17 protein-coding genes are annotated in these 18940 nt (G+C 74.1%); 10 read left to right on the top strand and 7 right to left on the bottom strand.

Annotated elements, in window-relative coordinates:
• Window positions 1-4 precede the first annotated feature (4 nt).
• Window positions 5-3277, bottom strand: coding sequence for an efflux RND transporter permease subunit (locus tag FQ330_RS02910; protein ID WP_146355071.1), 3273 nt, complete (start codon window positions 3275-3277; stop codon window positions 5-7).
• A 237-nt stretch (window positions 3278-3514) separates the two neighbouring features.
• Here FQ330_RS02910 and FQ330_RS13185 point away from each other — a divergent pair, with 237 nt between their 5' ends.
• From FQ330_RS13185 to FQ330_RS02890, 5 genes are all read left to right on the top strand, one after another.
• Window positions 3515-3907 (top strand): FluC/FEX family fluoride channel, encoded by a 393-nt coding sequence (locus FQ330_RS13185; RefSeq protein WP_192575822.1) that lies wholly within the window; start codon window positions 3515-3517, stop codon window positions 3905-3907.
• The gene (locus FQ330_RS13180) at window positions 3904-4278 is read left to right on the top strand and encodes a fluoride efflux transporter FluC (RefSeq protein ID WP_192575821.1); all 375 of its coding nucleotides are present in this window, start codon (window positions 3904-3906) and stop codon (window positions 4276-4278) included. The genes FQ330_RS13185 and FQ330_RS13180 overlap by 4 nt, the downstream gene beginning before the upstream one ends.
• Before the next feature lie 143 nt (window positions 4279-4421).
• Complete coding sequence (locus FQ330_RS02900; protein ID WP_128190376.1) at window positions 4422-4631, top strand: DUF3073 domain-containing protein; 210 nt, start codon at window positions 4422-4424, stop codon at window positions 4629-4631.
• 135 nt (window positions 4632-4766) lie between these two features.
• Window positions 4767-6179, top strand: coding sequence for an L-serine ammonia-lyase (locus tag FQ330_RS02895; RefSeq protein ID WP_146355356.1), 1413 nt, complete (start codon window positions 4767-4769; stop codon window positions 6177-6179).
• Window positions 6180-6233: 54 nt separating this feature from the next.
• Window positions 6234-6512 carry a DUF5652 family protein gene (locus FQ330_RS02890; protein ID WP_146355067.1) on the top strand — a complete coding sequence of 93 codons (279 nt, stop codon included), beginning with the start codon at window positions 6234-6236 and terminating at the stop codon, window positions 6510-6512.
• An 82-nt stretch (window positions 6513-6594) separates the two neighbouring features.
• Here the strand turns inward: FQ330_RS02890 and FQ330_RS02885 are convergent, their stop codons facing one another.
• From FQ330_RS02885 to purM, 3 genes are all read right to left on the bottom strand, one after another.
• The gene (locus FQ330_RS02885) at window positions 6595-6945 is read right to left on the bottom strand and encodes a hypothetical protein (RefSeq protein WP_146355066.1); all 351 of its coding nucleotides are present in this window, start codon (window positions 6943-6945) and stop codon (window positions 6595-6597) included.
• A 101-nt stretch (window positions 6946-7046) separates the two neighbouring features.
• Complete coding sequence (locus tag FQ330_RS02880) at window positions 7047-7787, bottom strand: DUF4190 domain-containing protein (protein WP_225792661.1); 741 nt, start codon at window positions 7785-7787, stop codon at window positions 7047-7049.
• 164 nt (window positions 7788-7951) lie between these two features.
• Complete coding sequence (gene purM, locus FQ330_RS02875; protein ID WP_146355064.1) at window positions 7952-9040, bottom strand: phosphoribosylformylglycinamidine cyclo-ligase; 1089 nt, start codon at window positions 9038-9040, stop codon at window positions 7952-7954.
• Window positions 9041-9282: 242 nt separating this feature from the next.
• On the opposite strand from purM, the gene tdh reads away from it, so the two are divergent.
• Window positions 9283-10359: an L-threonine 3-dehydrogenase gene (gene tdh / locus FQ330_RS02870; RefSeq protein WP_146355062.1), complete on the top strand. Its 1077-nt coding sequence runs from the start codon at window positions 9283-9285 to the stop codon at window positions 10357-10359.
• Window positions 10360-10362: 3 nt separating this feature from the next.
• On the top strand, window positions 10363-11541 hold the full coding sequence (locus FQ330_RS02865; RefSeq protein WP_146355060.1) for a glycine C-acetyltransferase: 1179 nt from the start codon (window positions 10363-10365) through the stop codon (window positions 11539-11541).
• Window positions 11542-11693: 152 nt separating this feature from the next.
• Here FQ330_RS02865 and FQ330_RS02860 read toward each other — a convergent pair whose 3' ends face one another.
• Entirely contained in the window at window positions 11694-12554 is an 861-nt protein-coding gene (locus tag FQ330_RS02860) for an SDR family oxidoreductase (protein WP_146355058.1), read from the bottom strand.
• A gap of 134 nt (window positions 12555-12688) precedes the next feature.
• Between FQ330_RS02860 and purF the strand changes: the two genes are divergently transcribed.
• On the top strand, window positions 12689-14146 hold the full coding sequence (purF, locus tag FQ330_RS02855) for an amidophosphoribosyltransferase (RefSeq protein ID WP_146355056.1): 1458 nt from the start codon (window positions 12689-12691) through the stop codon (window positions 14144-14146).
• Here purF and FQ330_RS13480 read toward each other — a convergent pair.
• Together FQ330_RS13480 and FQ330_RS13475 are read right to left on the bottom strand one after the other, a co-directional pair.
• A complete protein-coding gene (locus FQ330_RS13480) occupies window positions 14139-15371 on the bottom strand; it encodes a hypothetical protein (protein ID WP_146355054.1) in 1233 nt (410 codons plus the stop codon). The genes purF and FQ330_RS13480 overlap by 8 nt on opposite strands.
• The gene (locus FQ330_RS13475; protein WP_146355052.1) at window positions 15371-15862 is read right to left on the bottom strand and encodes a cell division FtsX domain-containing protein; all 492 of its coding nucleotides are present in this window, start codon (window positions 15860-15862) and stop codon (window positions 15371-15373) included. The genes FQ330_RS13480 and FQ330_RS13475 overlap by 1 nt, the downstream gene beginning before the upstream one ends.
• Window positions 15863-15970: 108 nt before the next feature.
• On the opposite strand from FQ330_RS13475, the gene FQ330_RS02840 reads away from it, so the two are divergent.
• Together FQ330_RS02840 and FQ330_RS13670 are read left to right on the top strand one after the other, a co-directional pair.
• Window positions 15971-18298, top strand: coding sequence for a cation-translocating P-type ATPase (locus FQ330_RS02840; protein ID WP_318655681.1), 2328 nt, complete (start codon window positions 15971-15973; stop codon window positions 18296-18298).
• A 6-nt stretch (window positions 18299-18304) separates the two neighbouring features.
• Window positions 18305-18874, top strand: a complete 570-nt coding sequence (locus FQ330_RS13670; protein ID WP_318655680.1) for a cation-translocating P-type ATPase C-terminal domain-containing protein — start codon at window positions 18305-18307, stop codon at window positions 18872-18874.
• Window positions 18875-18940: the final 66 nt, after the last annotated feature.

Here is an 18940-nt window from a genome sequence, read left to right as displayed (position 1 = left end):
CCGGTCAGCGCACGCTGGCCGCCTCGAGCTCGCCGCGGCGCTCGGCGCGCGTGCCGGTGCCCTGGCGCACCCGCCGCCGCTCGATGGCGCCCTCGACGACCAGGTAGAGCACCGGCAGCACGATGAGCGTCAGCAGCGTCGACGAGATGAGTCCGCCGATCACGACGATCGCGAGCGGCTGCGAGATGAAGCCGCCCTGCCCGGTGAGGCCCGCCGCCATCGGCACGAGCGCGAAGATCGTCGCCGCCGCGGTCATGAGGATGGGCCGGAGCCGCCGCTCGGCGCCCTCGACGAGCGCCTCGCGCACGCCGAGCCCGCGGTCGCGGTACTGGTTGACGAGGTCGATGAGCACGATCGCGTTCGTCACCACGATGCCCACGAGCATGAGCACGCCCACCATCGAGGCGACGCCGAGCGGCACCCCGGTGATGAGCTGCATCGCGATCGCGCCGGTCGCGGCGAACGGCACCGACACGAGCAGCAGGAACGGCTGCAGGAGGCTCTTGAAGGTGGCGACCATCACGACGTAGACGAGCAGGATCGCGATGAGCGCCGCGATGCCCAGCTGGGTGAACGCATCCGTGATCTGGGTGGCGACGCCGCCCACCGAGGCCTCGGCCCCGTCGGCGAGCTCGAGCCCCGCGAGCGCCTCGCCCACGCCGGCCGAGACGCCGCCGACGTCGGCCGCGTCGGGGCTGACGGTGACGGTCGCCGTGCGGCTGCCGTCGCTCGTCGAGATCGACACCGGCCCCTCGATCTGCGTGACCTCGGCCACGTCGGCGAGCGGCAGCGGGCCGTTCGGCGTCGGCAGCTCGAGCTCGCGCAGCTCCTCGAGCGTCGCGGCCGGCGCGATCGCGTCGAGCCAGATGCGCACGAGCGAGCCGTCGAGCTGGATCTCGCCCGCCGGCGTCGGCTGCATCGCCTGGGCGACGAGGCCCGAGACGGCGGCCTCGCTGAGCCCGAGGCTCGCGGCGAGCTCGCGGTCGACCGCGACCTGCACGAGCGGCTGCGCGCCCTCGAGCGAGTCGGTGACCTGGGCGACGCCGTCGACGTCGCCCACCGCGTCGACGACGGATGCGGTGGCCGCCTCGAGCGCGTCGGGCGTGGGCGCCTGCACCTCGATCTCGATGTCGCTGCCGCCGAGGCCCGCCGACTGCCCCACGGTCACCTCGCCGTCGGCCGCGTCGGCGGCCTCGCGGATGCGCTCGCGGAGCGCGGGCATGTCGGTGCCCTCCGCGGCGATCACGCCGTAGGAGATCGCGCCGCCGCCCCCGCCGCCCGTGAAGGCCGCGAACGAGGATGCGCCGCTCGAGACGGTCGCCGAGACCGTCTCGACGCCGTCGATGGCCTCGAGGTCGGCGGTGAGCGCCTCGGCGGCGGCGAGCTGCGCGTCGAGCGAGGCGCCGGGCTCCAGCTCCTGCGAGACCTGCACGGTCGTCTGGCCGTCGTCGCCGAGGAAGTTGGTGGCCATGAACGGCAGCGCCGCGCCGCTCGCGGCCAGCACGAGCACGGCGCCGACGAGCACGAGCCAGGGCCGCCGCAGCGTCGCGAGCAGGATCGGCCGGTAGCCGCGGCGCAGGCGGTCGGGCCGCTCCTCCTCGCTCGGCGCGGGCGGGGCGGGCCGCGCGACTGGCGCGCTGCGCTCGGGGGCGGATGCGCGGCGTCGCCAGAAGGGCGCGCGTCGCGTCGGCCGCGCCGGGGCATCCGCCGCAGCGGCGGCCTGCGCCGCGGCCGCCTCCTCCGCCGCGACCGCGTGCTGCGGCCGCCGGAGCAGCCAGGACGCCAGCACCGGCACGATCGTGAGCGAGACGACGAGCGACGCGAGCAGCGCGATCGACACCGTCAGCGCGAACGGCCGGAACAGCTCGCCGGTGATGTCGCTGACGAACGCGAGCGGGAGGAAGACGATGACCGTGGTGACCGTCGACGCCGTGATGGCGCCCGCGACCTCGCGCACCGCATCCAGGATCGCCTTCGACCGCGACGCCTGGAAGGCGAGGTGCCGTTTGATGTTCTCGATGACGACGATCGAGTCGTCGACGACGCGACCGATCGAGATGGTGAGGGCGCCCAGGGTGAGCACGTTGAGGGAGTAGCCGGCGCCCCACATGCCGATGAAGGTCATGAGCACCGAGATGGGGATGGAGACCGCGGTGACGATCGTCGAGCGCAGCGACCAGAGGAAGATCAGGATGACGAGGATCGCGAAGGCGAGGCCGAGCGCCCCCTCGACCGCGAGCGCCTCGATCGAGTGCTCGATGTATGGCGCCTGGTCGAGCACCGTCGTGAAGGTGACGCCGTCACCGAGCTCGTCGCGCAGGCCCGGCAGGATCTCCTGCACCGCGCGCGAGACGTCGACGGTGTTCGACGCCTGCGTCTTCGTGATCGAGAGGATGATCGCCGGCTCGCCGTCGACGAGCGCGATCGACGTGACGGGGTCCTGCTCGAGCACGACCTCGGCGACGTCGCCGATCGCCACGGTCTCGGCGGCCGGTGGGGCGTTCGGCGGGTTGGCCGGGTCGGGCTCGGTCGTCTGCTCGGCGCTGAGCGGCAGGCTCGCGACGTCGTCGACCGAGCCGAGGCGCTCGCCGATCTGCACGCTCAGCGTCTGGTCGCCGTCGTCGACGGTGCCGCCGGGCAGCAGCTGCCCGTGCTCGTCGATGGCCTCGCTGATGTCGAGCCGCGTGAGGCCCGCGGCCGCGAGCGCGGCGTCGTCGGGCGCGATGGTGATGCGCTGGCCCGGCGCGCCCTGCAGCTGCACGGCGCGCACGCCGTCGACGCGCTCGAGCTGCGGCACCGCGATCGTCTCGATCCGGTCGACGAGCGCGGCCTGCTCGCCGGGCCCCGAGATGGCGATGCGCAGCACCGGGAAGTCGGCGATCGAGCCGGTGAGCACCGTGGGCTCGGCGCCCTCGGGCAGCTGGCTCACGATGCGGTTGACGGCCTGCTGCACGCGCTGCTCGGTCGTGGGGATGTTGATGCCGTACGTGAACTCGGCGAAGACGACGCTCGAGCTCGTCGACGACGTGCCGCTCGTGCCCTCGAGCCCGGGCACCGACTGGATCGCCCGCTCGATGGGCCCCGTGACGTCCTCGCTCATGATCTCGGGGCTCGCTCCCGGCAGCGTGGTCGTGACGACCACGGCGGGCAGCTCGAGCTCGGGTGTGAGCTCGGTCTTCAGGCTCGAGAGGGCGACGCCGCCGAAGATGGCGATGCAGATGGTCGCGAGTGCGACCAGGGCGCGGTTCTTGAGGCTGGCGAGCGAGAGCAGATGCACCCGCCGATCCTCCCATCGCCCGGTGTGGGCTCCCTATGGGGCCAGCCCCCGCATCCGCTCGGCTTCGGCCCGCCGCGTCGACGTCGAGGCTGGGCGCGGCCCGCGTCCGCTCCCACGACCCCGTCGACCCGGCCAGACCCGGTGCACCGGGTCGCGCAGGGTGGAACGGGTCGAGCTGGAGCTGGTCGACGGCCGGGCGGGCGGTGCCCGCGCCGCGCCGGTGCCTACGCTGGTCGCATGCAGCTGCTGCGCTCCGTGCTCGCCGTCGCCCTCGGCGGCGCGCTGGGCACGGCGGCGCGCGCCGCGATCGAGTCGTCGCTCGGCGACGGCTGGGCGCTGCTCGGCGTGAACGCGATCGGCAGCCTGCTGCTCGGCGTCTCGACGGCGGCGCTCGCCGCGGCGCCCGACTGGCTGCGGCACGGCATCGGCGCGGGCGTGCTCGGCGGCTTCACGACCTTCAGCGCGGTCGCGGTCGCGAGCGCCGCGGCCCCGGCGGCGGGAGGCTGGAGCGCGTTCGTGCCGGCCCTGCCCGGCATCGCGCTCGCGCTCGGCACGCTCGTGGTGTGCCTGCTCGCCGCGTGGGCCGGGCTGCTGCTCGGCCGCCGCGTCGCGAGGCGGCGGGCCGCGTGAGCGCGCTCGAGCTGCTCGCCGTCGCCGCGGCCGGCGGTGCGGGCGCCGTGGTGCGCTTCCTCGCGGGCGCGCTCCCCCACCGGCGGCCCGTGCGGGCGACGCTGCTCGTCAACCTCGCCGCGAGCCTGCTCGCGGGCGCGCTCGCGGGCGGCCTGGTCGCCGACGACGCCATGCGCGCGATCCTCGTGACCGGCTTCTGCGGCGGCCTCTCGACCTACTCGGCGTTCGCGGTGCAGGCGGTCGAGCAGCTCGACGGGCGCCGCAGCGGCCCCGCCCTCGCGACGCTCACGGCCACCGTCGTCGGCGGCGCGATCGCCGCATCCGCCGGACTCCTCCTGGGCGCCGCGCTCGTGCCCGCGCTCCCGGCCTGATCCCTGCCGCGCGCACTCCCCAGGCATGGCCCGCGCACAGTCGCCAGGCCCCCTCGATGCTACGATCGAGGTTGGACGTAGCATCGCAGTTCTCACATCGTTCGCCGGCTCATCGTCGGCGCCGTCCGCAAGGGGGGTCCAGCATGGGTCGTGGTCGCCAGAAGGCCAAGCACACGAAGCTGGCACGTGAGCTGAAGTCATTCAGCCCGAACATCAACTACTCCGTGCTCCAGCAGGAGCTCGGCGGTGGCCCCTCGAACGACGAGCTCGTCGACAAGTGGGCCGACTACGCCGAGTACTCCACCGAGGACGACGAGTACGCTGACGAGCGTCAGCAGGGGCGCAGCGCCTGACGACGCAGCACTGAGCCGCCACCCCTGGCTCCGCTGCCTGAGGCGAAGGAGCCGATCGTGACGTCGCACGCCATCACCAACGGACAGGTGCAGGAGCCGACCGCGATCGGCAGCCATGCCACCGCGACCGCGCCGGTGTTCGAGTCGCTGTCGGTGCTCGACCTGTTCAAGATCGGCATCGGCCCGTCGTCGTCGCACACCGTCGGCCCGATGCGCGCCGCGCTCGACTTCGTCGCGCAGGCGGATGCGTCGGGTCGCTTCGACGAGGTCGTGCGGCTCCGCGTCGACCTGCTCGGATCGCTCGGCGCCACCGGCTCGGGGCACGGCACCGACACCGCCGTGATGCTCGGCCTCTCCGGACTCGCGCCCGACACCGTCGAGACGCCGCAGATCGCCGAGACGCTCGAGCGCATCCGCGCCACCGGCGAGCTGCGCCTCGGCGGCAGGCTGCCCGTCGCGTTCGACGAGGCGAAGGTGTTCGTCTTCCGGCCGCTCACCGTGCGCCGCGAGCACCCGAACGCCCTGCGCATCACCGCCTACGACGCATCCGACGCCGAGATCGTGACCGCTGGCTACTACTCGATCGGCGGGGGCTTCGTCATGCGCCACGACGAGGGCGACGTGCTCTCGCCCGTGCCGGCGCCGGCGCACCAGCTGCACCCGGTGCCCTACCCGTTCACGCACGGCGACGAGCTCGTCGCGCTCTGCCGCCGCACGGGCCTGTCGGTGGCCGAGCTCATGCTCGAGAACGAGGGCGCCTGGCGCTCGCGCGAGCAGACGATCGCGCAGCTCGAGCGCATCTGGCAGGTCATGCAGGAGTGCGTCGCGCACGGCATCGCGACCGACGGCATGCTGCCGGGCGGGCTCGACGTGAAGCGCCGGGCGAAGGACTGGCACGCGAAGCTCATCGAGCGCGACGCGGCCCCGAAGGCGGGCCGCCCCGACCTGCTCGAGGGCATGGAGTGGGTGAACCTCTACGCGCTCGCCGTCAACGAGGAGAACGCCGCGGGCGCCCGGGTCGTGACCGCGCCGACGAACGGCGCCGCGGGCATCATCCCCGCCGTCATGCACTACGCCGACCGCTTCGCCAACTGCGTCGACGACGAGGTGCCGTGGGAGGTGCGCTTCCTGCTGGTCGCCGGCGCGATCGGCATCATCATCAAGTCGAACGCCTCGATCTCGGGCGCCGAGGTGGGCTGCCAGGGCGAGGTGGGCTCGGCGTGCGCGATGGCCGCCGCCGGCTTCGCCGCGGTGCTCGGCGCGACGCCCGAGCAGATCGAGAACGCCGCCGAGATCGGCATCGAGCACAACCTCGGCCTCACGTGCGACCCCATCAAGGGCCTCGTGCAGATCCCCTGCATCGAGCGCAACGCGATGGCGTCGGTGAAGGCGATCAACGCCGCGCGGATGGCGAAGCAGGGGGACGGCACGCACTACGTGAGCCTCGACACCGCCGTCGAGACGATGCGCCGCACAGGCGCCGACATGAGCGACAAGTACAAGGAGACCGCGCTCGGCGGCCTCGCGGTGGCGTTCATCGAGTGCTGACCGCCGCCGGACTGCTCTCTGGCGGCGCGGCCGCTTCCGTGGGACAGTCGGGCCATGAAGGCAGAGCAGCTCGACCGGCCGGCGGTGCGCGCGGCCCTTGGCGCCGCAGTGGCCTGGAGCCTCGCATGGAAGGGCGCCTCGCTGTGGCGCGCGGCGAAGCAGCACGACAAGGCGTGGTTCGCGACGCTGCTCGTCTCGAACACGCTCGGCGTGCTCGACGCCGCCTACATCTTCGTCGTGAGCCGCGACCGCGCCCGACGGGCGCGGCAGGAGGCCGAGATCCTCGCCCGGACCGGCGAGCCGCCGCAGCTCGGGCACTCGCAGGAGACCTGAGCCGCGCCGCCCGCACGCCGCGGACGCTCGAGGGGGCCCGCCGACCGGCGAGCCCCCTCGAGCGTCCGGCTGCGTCTGCGGCTCAGTAGGCGCCGGACTCCGCGATCGCGGCGAACAGCAGGCCGAACACGACGATCGGCCAGAAGATGAAGCCCCAGATGAAGCCGAGCACCGAGGTCACGATGCCCCAGATGGCCATCATCCTGCCCTGCGGCTCCTTCGCCAGGCCGATGCCGGAGAGCACGCCGCCGGCGATGGCGTTGAGGAAGATCGGGATGATGATGCTGGAGATGCCGAGGATGAGGCCCCACATGGAGAGCTTCTTCGACGTCGAGGCCGGCGCTGCGGCGTAGCCGCCGTACTGGTTGCCGGTGGCAGGCTGGTAGGGCTGGTAGCCGCCCTGCTGGGGCTGCTCGGGGGGCGTGTAGGTCATGGCGTTGTTCCTCGGGTCGGTGCAAGGACGCGCTGCGTCGCGCACAGCCTAGGGCCGGACGGTGAACGCGCGCCCAACGGATCGCCAGCGGCGGCCGATGCTCAGCTCGTGCTGATGGCGAAGAGCATCGCCGCGACCACCCCGGCGAGGGGCAGCAGGTAGAAGAGCAGCACCCAGAGCATGCCGCCGATCGAGGTGATGATGCCGGTGATCGCGAGGGGCCGCCCGGCAGGCTCGCGCCGGAGCGCGAGGATGCCGAAGACGAGCCCGATGATCGGCAGCACGACGAGCGTCCAGCCGAAGGTCACCGAGATGAGGCCGAGCACCATCGCGGTGATCGAGAGGCCGCGCGACGGCGGGGGCGCGAGCGCGGAGACGGGTGCGTGGTAGACGGGCACCCCGTATGGCGTCACGCTCGAGGCCTGGGCGGCTGCCGGGTGGATCAGCTGCGCGTCGCGGCCGGCATGGTGCGGATGCACGTACCCGGCCGGCGCGGACGGGCGCGGCGCGGAGCCGGGCGCGGCGTGGTGCTGGGGAGGTGGCGGCTGCTGCGGCGGCGCCGGCTGCTGCGGCAGCGGCTGCTGCGGCATCGACCGCTGCCAGGGCCCGGGCGGCGTCGCCGTCGGCTGCGGGGCGTCGGGCGGCGAGGTCGGACGGATGCTCGGCCCCTGCTGCATCGGCATGGGGGCGAGGTTGCGCACACGGGGGCCCGGCGGAGCGGGGTCGGGAGCCGGCGGGGTCGGCGGCGTCTGCTCCGAGATCGAGCCGTAGGACGGGTCGGGCTGCGGCGAGGCGGGCTGGCCCTGGTCGCGAGGTCGGAAGCGGTCCGCGTCGGACGTCATCACGCACCTCCCGTCTGCGATCCCGATCGGCGATACCGGTCGTCACGCGCCGGCGGAGTTGCCGTCGCGCTCGAACCTGCCGTCACGGTACGCCCGCAACGTCCGAGTCTCCTGGACGTCTCCTCGCCGCTGCAGCGGCCGCCGGCGCACCGGTGCCGCACGGGTCAGCGGTAGCTGCCGGTCAGGCGCACCGCGCCGCCGTCCACGCCCTTGGCGCCCTGCACCCATCCGCTCGCATCGGCGGGGGCCGCCTCGACCCGGCCGATCGTCGAGGCGGGGATGCCCGCGGCCTCGCTCGCCGCGACGACGCCTGCGGCGTCGGCCTCGTCGACGACCACGAGCATGCCGAGGCCCAGGTTCCAGGTGCCCTCGGCGTCGGTGAGCGGGAAGTCGCCGAGCTGCGCGAGCGCGTCGAACACCGCCGGCACCTGCCAGCCCTGCCGGTCGATCTCGACGGCGAGGCGCTGCGGCAGCACGCGGGCGAGGTTCGCGGCGATGCCGCCGCCCGTCACGTGCGAGATGGCGCGGATGCCGAGGCCCTGCTCGAGCATGCCGAGCAGCGGCAGCGTGTAGAGCCGCGTCGGCTCGAGCAGCACCTCGGCGGCGACGCCGCCCAGCTCGTCGACGCGGTCGGTCAGCGCGATGCGGCGCTCGGCGAGCACGTGGCGCACGAGGCTGAAGCCGTTGGAGTGGAGCCCCGAGGAGGCCATGGCGACCACGACGTCGCCCTCGCCGACCCGCTCTGCGCCCAGCACCGCATCCGCCTCGACGATGCCGACGGCCGCACCCGCCACGTCGTAGTCGTCGGGCTCCATGACGCCCGGGTGCTCGGCCGTCTCGCCGCCGACGAGCGCCGTGCCGGTCGCCTCGCACGCCTCGGCGATGCCGCGCACGATGTCGGCGATGCGCTCGGGCACGACGCGGCCGCACGCGATGTAGTCGGTCATGAACAGCGGCTTCGCGCCGACCACGACGATGTCGTCGACGACCATGCCCACGAGGTCCTGGCCGATCGTGTCGTGCTTGTCGATCGCGCGGGCGAGCGCGATCTTGGTGCCGACGCCGTCGGTCGAGGTGGCGAGCAGCGGCTTCGCGTAGGCGCCCGCGGCCGACAGGTCGAAGAGGCCGGCGAAGCCGCCCACCCCGCCGAGCACGCCGGGGCCGTGGGTGCGCGAGACGGCGGCCTTCATGAGCTCGACCGCGCGGTCGCCCGCCTCGGTGTCGACGCCGGCGGACGCATACGGATCGGTCATGCCCCCAGGCTACCGAGCCGCCGGTGCCGCCCGGGCGCGCCGATCGCCAGCCCGACCCCCGCACAACGCAAGCCCCGCGGCCCGGAACCGGGGCGCGGAACCGTCCTTCCCCGGATCCGCCGCGGAACGGGGCCGGCGGGCTTGCGTTGTGCGCCGCGAGCCCCGGGCTCGTGCGGGATCAGTGACGGCGGGCGGGTGGCAGGATGGTCGCGGCACACCCACCACCGTCGACGGAGACGCCCATGCACGCACTCGTGACCCGAGGCAAGCCAGGACTCGAGCTGGTCGAGATCCCCGAGCCCACGACGCCCGCGGGCCACGTGAAGGTGCGCGTGCTGCGCGCCGGCATCTGCGGCACCGACCTGCACATCGACGCGTGGGATGCGTGGGCCCAGTCTGCCGTGACGCCCGGGCTCACCGTCGGCCACGAGTTCTGCGGCGAGATCGTGGAGGTCGGCGAGGGCGTCACCGACTACGCCGTCGGCCAGCTGATGAGCGGCGAGGGGCACGTCGTGTGCGGCCACTGCCGCAACTGCCGCGCCGGCCGCCGCCACCTGTGCATCCGCACCTCCAACCTCGGGGTGCAGCGCGACGGCTGCTTCGCCGAGTACGTGGTGCTCCCCGCCTCGAACGTCTGGGTGCACCCGGGCATCACCGCCGACTCCGCCACCGAGCAGCAGCTCGACGTCTTCGGCATCTACGACCCGTTCGGCAACGCCGTGCACACGGCGCTGAAGTTCCCGGTGGTCGGCGAGGACGTGCTCGTCACCGGCGCGGGCCCGATCGGGCTGATGGCCGCGATGGTCGCCCGGCACGCCGGCGCGCGCCACATCGTGATCACCGACATCGCCGAGCCGCGGCTCGAGCTCGCGCGCTCGCTCGGCTTCCGCGCGCTCAACCCGCAGGAGGCATCCGACCCCGACGGCGTCAGCCCCATCGCGGCCGTGCAGCGCGAGCTGGGCATGCAGGAGGGCTTCGACGTCGCGCTCGAGATGTCGGGCTCGCCGACCGCGCTCGTCGGCATCATCGAGAACCTCAACTTCGGCGGCCGCATCGCGATGCTCGGCCTGCCGTCGCGGCCCATCGAGGTCGACTTCGGCAAGGTCGTCTCGCACATGCTGACGATCCAGGGCATCTACGGCCGCGAGATGTACGAGACCTGGTACGCCATGGCGTCGATGGCCCAGACGGGCCTCGACGTCGCCCCGGTCATCACCGACCGCTTCGCCTTCGCCGACTGGGAGGGCGCGTTCGAGCGCGCCCGCTCCGGCGCCGCAGGCAAGGTCATCCTCGACTTCACCGACCTCCAGGGAGCCTGAACCGTGTACTCCGTCCGCGACGCCATCGCCGCAGAGCTCGCCGAGATCGAGGCCGCCGGCCTCACCAAGCGCGAGCGGGCCATCGACTCGCCGCAGGCCGCGACCGTCTCGGCCGGCGGCCACGACGTGCTCAACTTCTGCGCCAACAACTACCTCGGCCTCGCCGACGACCCGCGCATCGTCGAGGCGGCCAAGGCCGCGCTCGACGAGTGGGGGTTCGGGATGGCCTCGGTGCGGTTCATCTGCGGCACGCAGACCCAGCACCTCGAGCTCGAGTCGCGGCTCGCCTCCTTCCTCGGGCAGGAGGCGTGCATCCTCTACTCCTCGTGCTTCGACGCGAACGGCGGCCTCTTCGAGACGCTGCTCGGCGCCGAGGACGCCGTGATCTCGGACGCCCTGAACCACGCGTCGATCATCGACGGCATCCGCCTGTCGAAGGCCGCCCGCTACCGCTACGCGAACCGCGACATGGCCGAGCTCGAGGCGCGCCTGCAGGAGGCCTCGGGCGCGCGCCGCCGCCTCGTCGTCACCGACGGCGTCTTCTCGATGGACGGCTACCTCGCGCCGCTCGAGGCGATCTGCGACCTCGCCGAGCGCTACGACGCGATGGTGATGGTCGACGACTCGCACGCGGTGGGCTTCACCGGCCCGACGGGCGCCGGCACCCCCGAGCTCGCCGGCGTGCAGGACCGCGTCGACATCATCTCGGGCACGCTCGGCAAGGCGCTCGGCGGCGCCTCGGGCGGCTACATCGCAGCCAGGCAGGAGATCGTCGACCTGCTGCGGCAGCGCTCGCGCCCCTACCTGTTCTCGAACGCGCTCGCGCCGTCGGTCGTGGCCGGGTCGATCGCCGCGCTCGACCTCGTCGAGGGGGCGGGCGAGCTGCGCGAGCAGCTGCAGCGCAACACCGTGCGGTTCCGCGAGGGCATGGAGGCCGCGGGCTTCGAGCTGCTGCCCGGCGAGCACCCGATCACGGCGGTCATGTTCCACGACGCCCGGCTCGCGGCAGACATGGCGGATGCGATGCTCGAGGAGGGCGTGTACGTCACCGCCTTCTCGTTCCCCGTGGTGCCCCGTGGTGAGGCGCGCATCCGCGTGCAGCTGTCTGCCGCCCACTCGGACGCCGACGTCGACCGGGCCGTCGCGGCGTTCGCGGCGGCGCGGGAGCGCGTCGCGGGCTGACGGCCCCCGCTGGTCGAGGAGGTCGTCCCCCGCTGGTCGAGGAGGTCGGCACCCCGCTGGTCGAGGAGGTCGGCGCAGCCGGCCGTCTCGAGACCACCATGGCCTCGACTCGCCGGCCCGGAGGGCCGGCGGCTCGACCAGCGGGTGCGCCGCTAGAAGACCGGCTTGCCGCCCGTCACGCCGAGCACGGTGCCCGAGACGTAGCTCGCGTCGTCGCTCGCGAGGTAGACGAACGCCGTCGCCACCTCGATCGGCTGGCCCGGGCGGCCGAGCGGGGCATCCATGCCGAAGTCCTTCACGCTGGGCTTCGTCGACGGCTGCAGCGGCGTCCAGATCGGGCCGGGCGCGACCGCGTTCACGCGGATGCCGTCGCTGCCGACCTGCGCGGCGAGGTTGACGGTGAAGTTGTTGATCGCCGCCTTCGTCGACGCGTAGTCGAGCAGCGTCTCGGAGGGGTCGAACGCCTGGATCGACGAGCAGTTGATGATGCTCGCGCCCGCCTTGAGGTGCGGGAGCACGGCGCGCGTCAGGTTGAACATCGCGAAGATGTTCGTCTCGAACGTCTGCCGCAGCTGCTCGTCGGTGATGTCGGCGAGCGACTCCTGCGCCATCTGGTAGCCGGCGTTGTTCACGAGCACGTCGAGGCCGCCGAGGCCCTCGACCGCCTGCTGCGCGAGGTCGATGTTGGCCTGCTCGGTGCGCTGGTCGCACGCGATGAGCACCGCCTTCCGGCCCGCGGCCTCGACCTGGCGCTTCGTCTCCTCGGCGTCCTCCTGCTCCGCCGGCAGGTAGGCGATGGCGACGTCGGCGCCCTCCTTCGCGAAGGCGATCGCGGTGGCGCGGCCGATGCCGGAGTCGCCGCCGGTGATGAGGGCGCGCTTGCCCTCGAGGCGGCCGCGGCCGACGTAGCTGGTCTCGCCGTGGTCGGGGACGGGCTGGAGCTGCTCGGTCCAGCCGGGCCACTCCTGCGTCTGCTCGGGCAGGTGCTTGATGGATTCGGTGTCGAAGCTCATGTCCCCCACTGTGCTCCCGCTCCCTGGACATCGCATGGACGGCCGAGCGCATCCGCCGCCGCCGTCCGGGACGCTCCGGGAGCGCGCCGCTCGGTAGGCTGGAGGCCTCCCCTCGCAACAGAAGGAGCTCGCCTGTGTGCGGCATCGTCGGCATCGTCTCCGACTCGAGCGTCAACCAGCAGGTCTACGACGCACTGGCCCTCCTCCAGCACCGCGGGCAGGACTCCACGGGCATCGCGACCGCCCAGGGCCGCTCGATCCACGTGCGCAAGGCGAAGGGGCAGGTGCGCGAGGCGTTCCGCACCCGCGACATGCGCTCGCTGCTCGGCACCTTCGGCCTCGGCCACGTGCGCTACGCGACCCGCGGCGAGGCGGCGAACGAGCTCGAGGCGCAGCCGTTCTACGTGAACGCGCCGTACGGCATCGTGCTCGTGCACAACGGCAACCTGACGAACACCCGCGAGCTCGAGGTCGAGCTCGCGACCGTCGACCACCGCCACGTCAACACCGGCAGCGACACCGAGATGCTCGTGAACGTGCTCGGCTCCGAGCTGCAGTCGCTCGTGCAGGGCGGCGAGCTCGACGCCGACCGCCTGTTCACCGCCGTGCGGCGCGTGCACGAGCGCATCCGCGGCTCGTACGGCGTGATCGCGCTCATCGCCGGCCACGGCCTGCTCGCCTTCCGCGACCCGTTCGGCATCCGCCCGCTCGTGCTCGGCAGCCGCGTCGCCGAGTCGGGCCGCACCGAGTGGATGGTCGCGAGCGAGTCGGTGGCGCTCACCGGCTCCGGCTTCCACCTCGAGCGCGACGTGGCGCCCGGCGAGGCGGTCTTCATCACGCCCGACGGCGAGCTCGCCTCGGCGATGACGCACGACTCCCCCGTGCTGCTGCCCTGCTCGTTCGAGTACGTCTACCTCGCCCGCCCCGACTCGGTGATGAACGGCATCAACGTGTACGAGTCGCGGCTGCGGATGGGCGAGCGGCTGGCCGACACGATCGCGCAGTACACGCCGTCCGGCGCGATCGACGTGGTCATGCCCATCCCCGACTCGTCGCGGCCCGCCGCGATGGAGGTCGCGCGCCGGCTCGGCATCGAGTACCGCGAGGGCTTCTACAAGAACCGCTACGTCGGCCGCACCTTCATCATGCCGGGGCAGCAGGAGCGCAAGAAGTCGGTGAAGCAGAAGCTGAACGCGCTCGAGAGCGAGTTCCGCGGCAAGAACGTGCTCGTCGTCGACGACTCGATCGTGCGCGGCACGACGAGCCGCGAGATCGTCGAGATGATGCGCTCGGTGGGCACCAACACGGTGACCTTCACGTCGGCGGCGCCGCCGGTGCGCTACCCGCACGTCTACGGCATCAACATGCCCTCGCGCGCCGAGCTCATCGCATCCGGCCGCTCCATCCCTGAGGTGAACGAGGCGCTCGGCAGCGACTTCCTCGTCTACCAGGAGGTCGACGACCTGCAGCGCGCGATCCTCGACGGCACCGACATCCAGGGCCTCGACCTGTCGTGCTTCACGGGCGAGTACGTGACGGGCGACGTGACCGACGAGTACCTGGCCTGGGTGGAGCAGACGCAGCTCAGCTGAACGGTGGAGCTGGGAGCGACGACCCTTTCGGGTCGTCGCCGCGACCCCAGTTCCGACGCCCGTCCCGGGCGTCGGGCACGCTGCGCGCGAGCGTCGGCGACCACGCGCCGAGCGCGGCGACCAGGCACGCGAGCGCGGCGCCGAGCACCACGTCGGGCAGCGGCACGGCGGCGAGCAGCAGCGCGGCGAGCGCCGCGCCCGCAGCGCCGGCGAAGAGGAGGACCGCGCCGGTCGCAGGCGCCGTCCGCACCCCGGCGCGGCGCGCGAGCTCGACGAGGGCGACGGATGCGGCGAGCGAGACCCCGAGGAACGCGGCGGCCACGAGGTCGAGCGCGCCCGGCCGCGCGATGGGGGCCGCGAGCGCCGCGACGCCGCCGAGGGTCGCGACGGCCGGGAGCGCGCGGGCGCCGAGCAGCCGCTCGGCGAGCACCGCGAGCGGCGGTCCGAGCAGGGCGCCGAGCGCGAGGGTGAGCGCCGCGGGCCATGCCGGCTGCGGCGACTCGGCGCCGAGGGCCGAGAGCGCGGGGCGGAGGGCCGCGATCGCGGCCGCGCCGGCCGCTGCGAGCGCGAGCAGCCCGAGCGCCTGCGGGTCGAGGGGGCGCGGGTCGAGGGGCCGCGGATCTGCGCCGTGCGCGTCGCCCTCGGGCAGCCGCTCGTCGGCGTCCGCGCCGACGGCTGCGGGCGACGCAGCGCGGCCGGCCGCGATCGCGAGCGCGAGGGCCCCGAGCTGCAGCACCGCGGCGCCCGCGAGCTGCGCGCCGGTCGGCACCCCGAGCATGGCGGCGCCGGCGACGAGCGCGGTGCCGAGCGCGGCGGCGAGCAGCGTGGGCGCGGGCCGCACCCGCGGCGCGAGCGCCGGCTCCGTCGCGGCGGCCGCCGCCGACCCGTGCAGCTGCAGCCCGGCGGCGAGCCCGAGCGCGGCCGCCGGCAGCACGCCGATCGGTTGCTCGAGCAGCGCGAGCGCGGCCGCCCCCGCGAGCGCCGCCAGCGCGAGCGCGGCGCCCACGGCCATCGCCGCCCGCGGCGCGAGCCGGCGCGCGCCCGGGAGCGCGAGCACGAGCAGCGCGAGCGCCGCTGCGGCGACCGCGACCGCGGCCCCGAGCGCGAGCGCGACGGGCGAGCCCTCGCGACCCACCGCATCCGCCGCCGTCGACGCCGCGGCGGCGCCCAGCGCGGCCCAGGCGAGCGCGTGCGCGCCCGCGTGCAGCGCCAGGCGCCGGGCCATCAGCCCTCGCGCGGTCGGTCGTCGCCCGGTCGTGCGTCGCCGGGCAGCCGGTCGCCGTCGCCGAGCTCGTCGCGGCGGTCGCCCGCCTGCCCGAGGGGCTCGAAGGTCGCGTCGCCCGCGTCCTCCGGGCCGGACGGCGAGGGTCGCTCGGCGACGTCGACGTGCTCGGCCGTCACGGTGTGCAGGCGCTTCGAGAGCGCGCGGTCGATGAGCACGGCGACGAGCGCGCCGAGCGCCCCGCCCACCACGAAGCCGACCACGAGCATGAGGCCGATCACGGGCGTCGTGTCGACCGGCTGCCCCGCCTGGTTGACCGCGGGGGGCATCGCCGTCGAGATCCACCATGCCGCGAGCATCGCCAGCAGCGCGCCGATCGCCATGAAGACCCCGTAGCGGGGCGAGCGCCGCACCTGCATCTGCTGCGTCTCGTGCGTCTCGCGGTGCGCGCGAGCGCCCTCCTGCTCGGGGGTCGGGTCGGGCTGCGCGTCCATGCCCACCATGATCCCACCCGCCGCCCGTGCGGGTCCGCGCCCCGCGGGGTAGCGTGCGGAGCGGGGCCGTGCCGCAGCGCACGGGCGCCCGGAGGAGGAGGCCGCACCGTGACCGTCTCGTCGGGACCGCCCGTGCCGCACCGCGCATCCGGGCCCGACGTCGAGGTCGACTGGGCGCTCGTCGACGCCGACGACGCAGTGCGTGCGCTCGGCACGTCGGCCGAGCGCGGGCTCACCGGCGTCGAGGCCGCCGCCCGGCTCGCGCGCCACGGGCCGAACGAGCTCGACGCCGACCCGCCCGAGCCGGCCTGGCGCCGCCTCGTCGCGCAGCTCGTCGACCCGCTCATCCTGCTGCTGCTCGCCGCGGTCGCGATCTCGACCGTCGCGTGGGCGTTCGAGGGCGCGGTCGGGGTCCCGGTGGATGCGGTCGTGATCCTGCTCGTCGTGGTCGCGAACGCCGCGCTCGGCGTCGTGCAGGAGGCGAAGGCGGCCGACGCGGTCGCGGCGCTCCGCGACATGACGGCCGTCGCCGTCACGGTGGTGCGCGACGGGCGCACCGAGCGGCTGCCGGCGGCGGCGCTCGTGCCGGGCGACCTGCTCGTGCTCGCCGAGGGCGACGCGGTCGGCGCCGACGCGCGGCTCGTCGCGGCGTCGTCGCTGCAGATCGCCGAGGCGGCCCTCACCGGCGAGTCGGCGCCCGTGGCGAAGTCACCCGCGACGCTGCCGTCGCCCGTGCCGCTCGGCGACCGCACCGACCTCGTCTTCAAGGGCACAGCCGTCACGCAGGGCTCGGGCCGCGCCGTCGTGACCGCCACCGGCATGCGCACCGAGATGGGGAGGGTCGCGGCGCTGCTCGCCGAGACGGAGCAGGAGCCGACGCCGCTGCAGCGCGAGATCCACCGGGTCGGCCGCACCCTCGGGATCGCGGTCGTGGTGATCGCCGTCGTCGTCATGGTCGCGGTGGGCGCGACGAGCGGCATCGGCTCGGTGCAGGACGCGGTCGACGTGCTGCTCATCGGCGTCTCGCTCGCGGTCGCGGCGGTGCCCGAGCGGCTGCCCGCGATCCTCTCGGTGGTGCTGTCGATCGGGGTGCAGGCGATGAGCCGGCGCGGCGCGATCGTGAAGTCGCTCTCGTCGGTCGAGACGCTCGGCTCGGCGACCGTCATCTGCTCCGACAAGACCGGCACGCTCACGCGCAACGAGATGACGATGCTCAAGGTGCGCACGCGCTCGGGCATCGCCGACATCTCGGGCGTCGGCTACGCACCCGACGGCGAGGTGCTCGTCGACGGGCGCCCGCTGCTCGCGCAGGACGCGGCGCTCGACCTGCGGGAGGAGGACATCGTCGTGCTCTCGGGCGGCACGCTCGCATCGAACGCCGAGGTGCGACAGGCGGAGGACGGCACGTGGGAGGTGGTGGGCGACCCGACCGAGGCGGCGTTCGTGGTGGCGGAGCGGAAGGCCGGCCTCGCCGAGCGGCGCCGCGAGCGCTTCGCCCGCATCGGCGAGGTGCCCTTCACCTCGGAGCGCAAGCTCATGTCGGTCGTCGTCGAGGATCGCGAGCACCGCGACGGGGCCGGCGGGCCGCTGCCCGTGCTCATCGCGAAGGGCGCGCCCGACGTGCTGCTCGAGCGCTGCTCGCGCGTGCGGCAGGGCCTCGAAACGGCGGCGCTGACCGACGAGGACCGCGCCCTCGTGCACGCCGACGTCGCGGCGATGTCGGCGGATGCGCTGCGCACGCTCGCCGTCGCCTACCGGCCGCTCACGCGCGCCGAGCTCGCGGACGCGACCGGGCCGGACGGCGCGATCGACGCCGCGGCCGGTCTCGCCCTCGAGCGCGACCTCATCCTCGTCGGCACCGTCGGCATCATCGACCCGCCCCGTGCCGAGGCGGCGCGGGCGATCGACGAGGCCCGGCGCGCCGGCGTGCGCGTCGTCATGATCACCGGCGATCACCCTGCCACGGCGCTGCGCATCGCCCGCGACCTCGGCATCGGCGGCGACCGGGCGCTCACTGGCGCCGACCTCGACGGCCTCGACGCGGATGCGCTCGCGCGCGCCGTCGAGGAGGTCTCGGTCTTCGCGCGGGTCGCCCCCGAGCACAAGCTCCAGCTCGTCGAGGCGCTGCAGCGGCGCGGCCACGTCGTGGCGATGACGGGCGACGGCTTGAACGACGCGCCGGCGCTCAAGCGCGCCGACATCGGCGTCGCGATGGGCATCACCGGCACCGAGGTCTCGAAGGAGGCCGCCGCGATGATCCTCACCGACGACGACTTCTCGACCATCGTCGCGGCGATCCGCCAGGGGCGGGTGATCTTCGGCAACATCCGCAAGTTCCTCCGCTACCTGCTGTCGTCGAACATGGGCGAGGTGCTCACGATGCTGCTCGGCGTGCTGCTCGCCGGGTCCCTCGGGCTGAGCGGCCAGGGCGAGTAGATCTTCGTGCCGCTGCTCGCGACCCAGATCCTCTGGATCAACCTCGTCACCGACTCCGGCCCCGCGCTCGCGATGGGCGTCGACCCCGAGACGGAGGACGTGATGGCGCGCGCCCCGCGCCGGCCCGAGCAGCGGGTGATCGACGGCCGCATGTCGGGCTGGATCCTCGCGATGGGCGCGGCGATGGCCGCGGTGACGCTGCTGGCCCTCGACATCCACCTGCCGGGCGGCCTCGTCGACGGCGACGCCGGCGTCGAGACGGCGCGCACGGCGGCCTTCACGACGCTCGTGCTCGCGCAGCTCTGCAACGCGCTCAACGCGCGCTCCGAGACCGCCTCGGCCTTCCGCGGCCTGCTCGCCAACCGCTGGCTGTGGGCGGCGATCGCCTTCGGCGTCGTCACGCAGGTGCTGGTCGTGCACGTGCCGCTGCTGCAGGCTGCCTTCGGCACCGCGCCCCTCTCGGCCGGCCAGTGGCTGCTGTGCCTCGCGCTCGCCTCCTGCGTGCTGTGGATGGACGAGCTGCGCAAGCTCGTGGTGCGGGCTCGGGGGCGGATGCGTCACGCCCACGGGCGCTGACGGCCCTCACCTGCGGCTATGGTCGGAAGCGGTGCGCGCCGGCGCGCCCTTCCCATGCACACAACG

The sequence above is a fragment of the Agrococcus sediminis genome, from assembly GCF_007923295.1.
Taxonomy (GTDB): domain Bacteria; phylum Actinomycetota; class Actinomycetes; order Actinomycetales; family Microbacteriaceae; genus Agrococcus; species Agrococcus sediminis.
The sequence above is the reverse complement of the archived record's forward strand: the minus strand, read 5'-3'. Positions and strand labels throughout refer to the sequence as shown.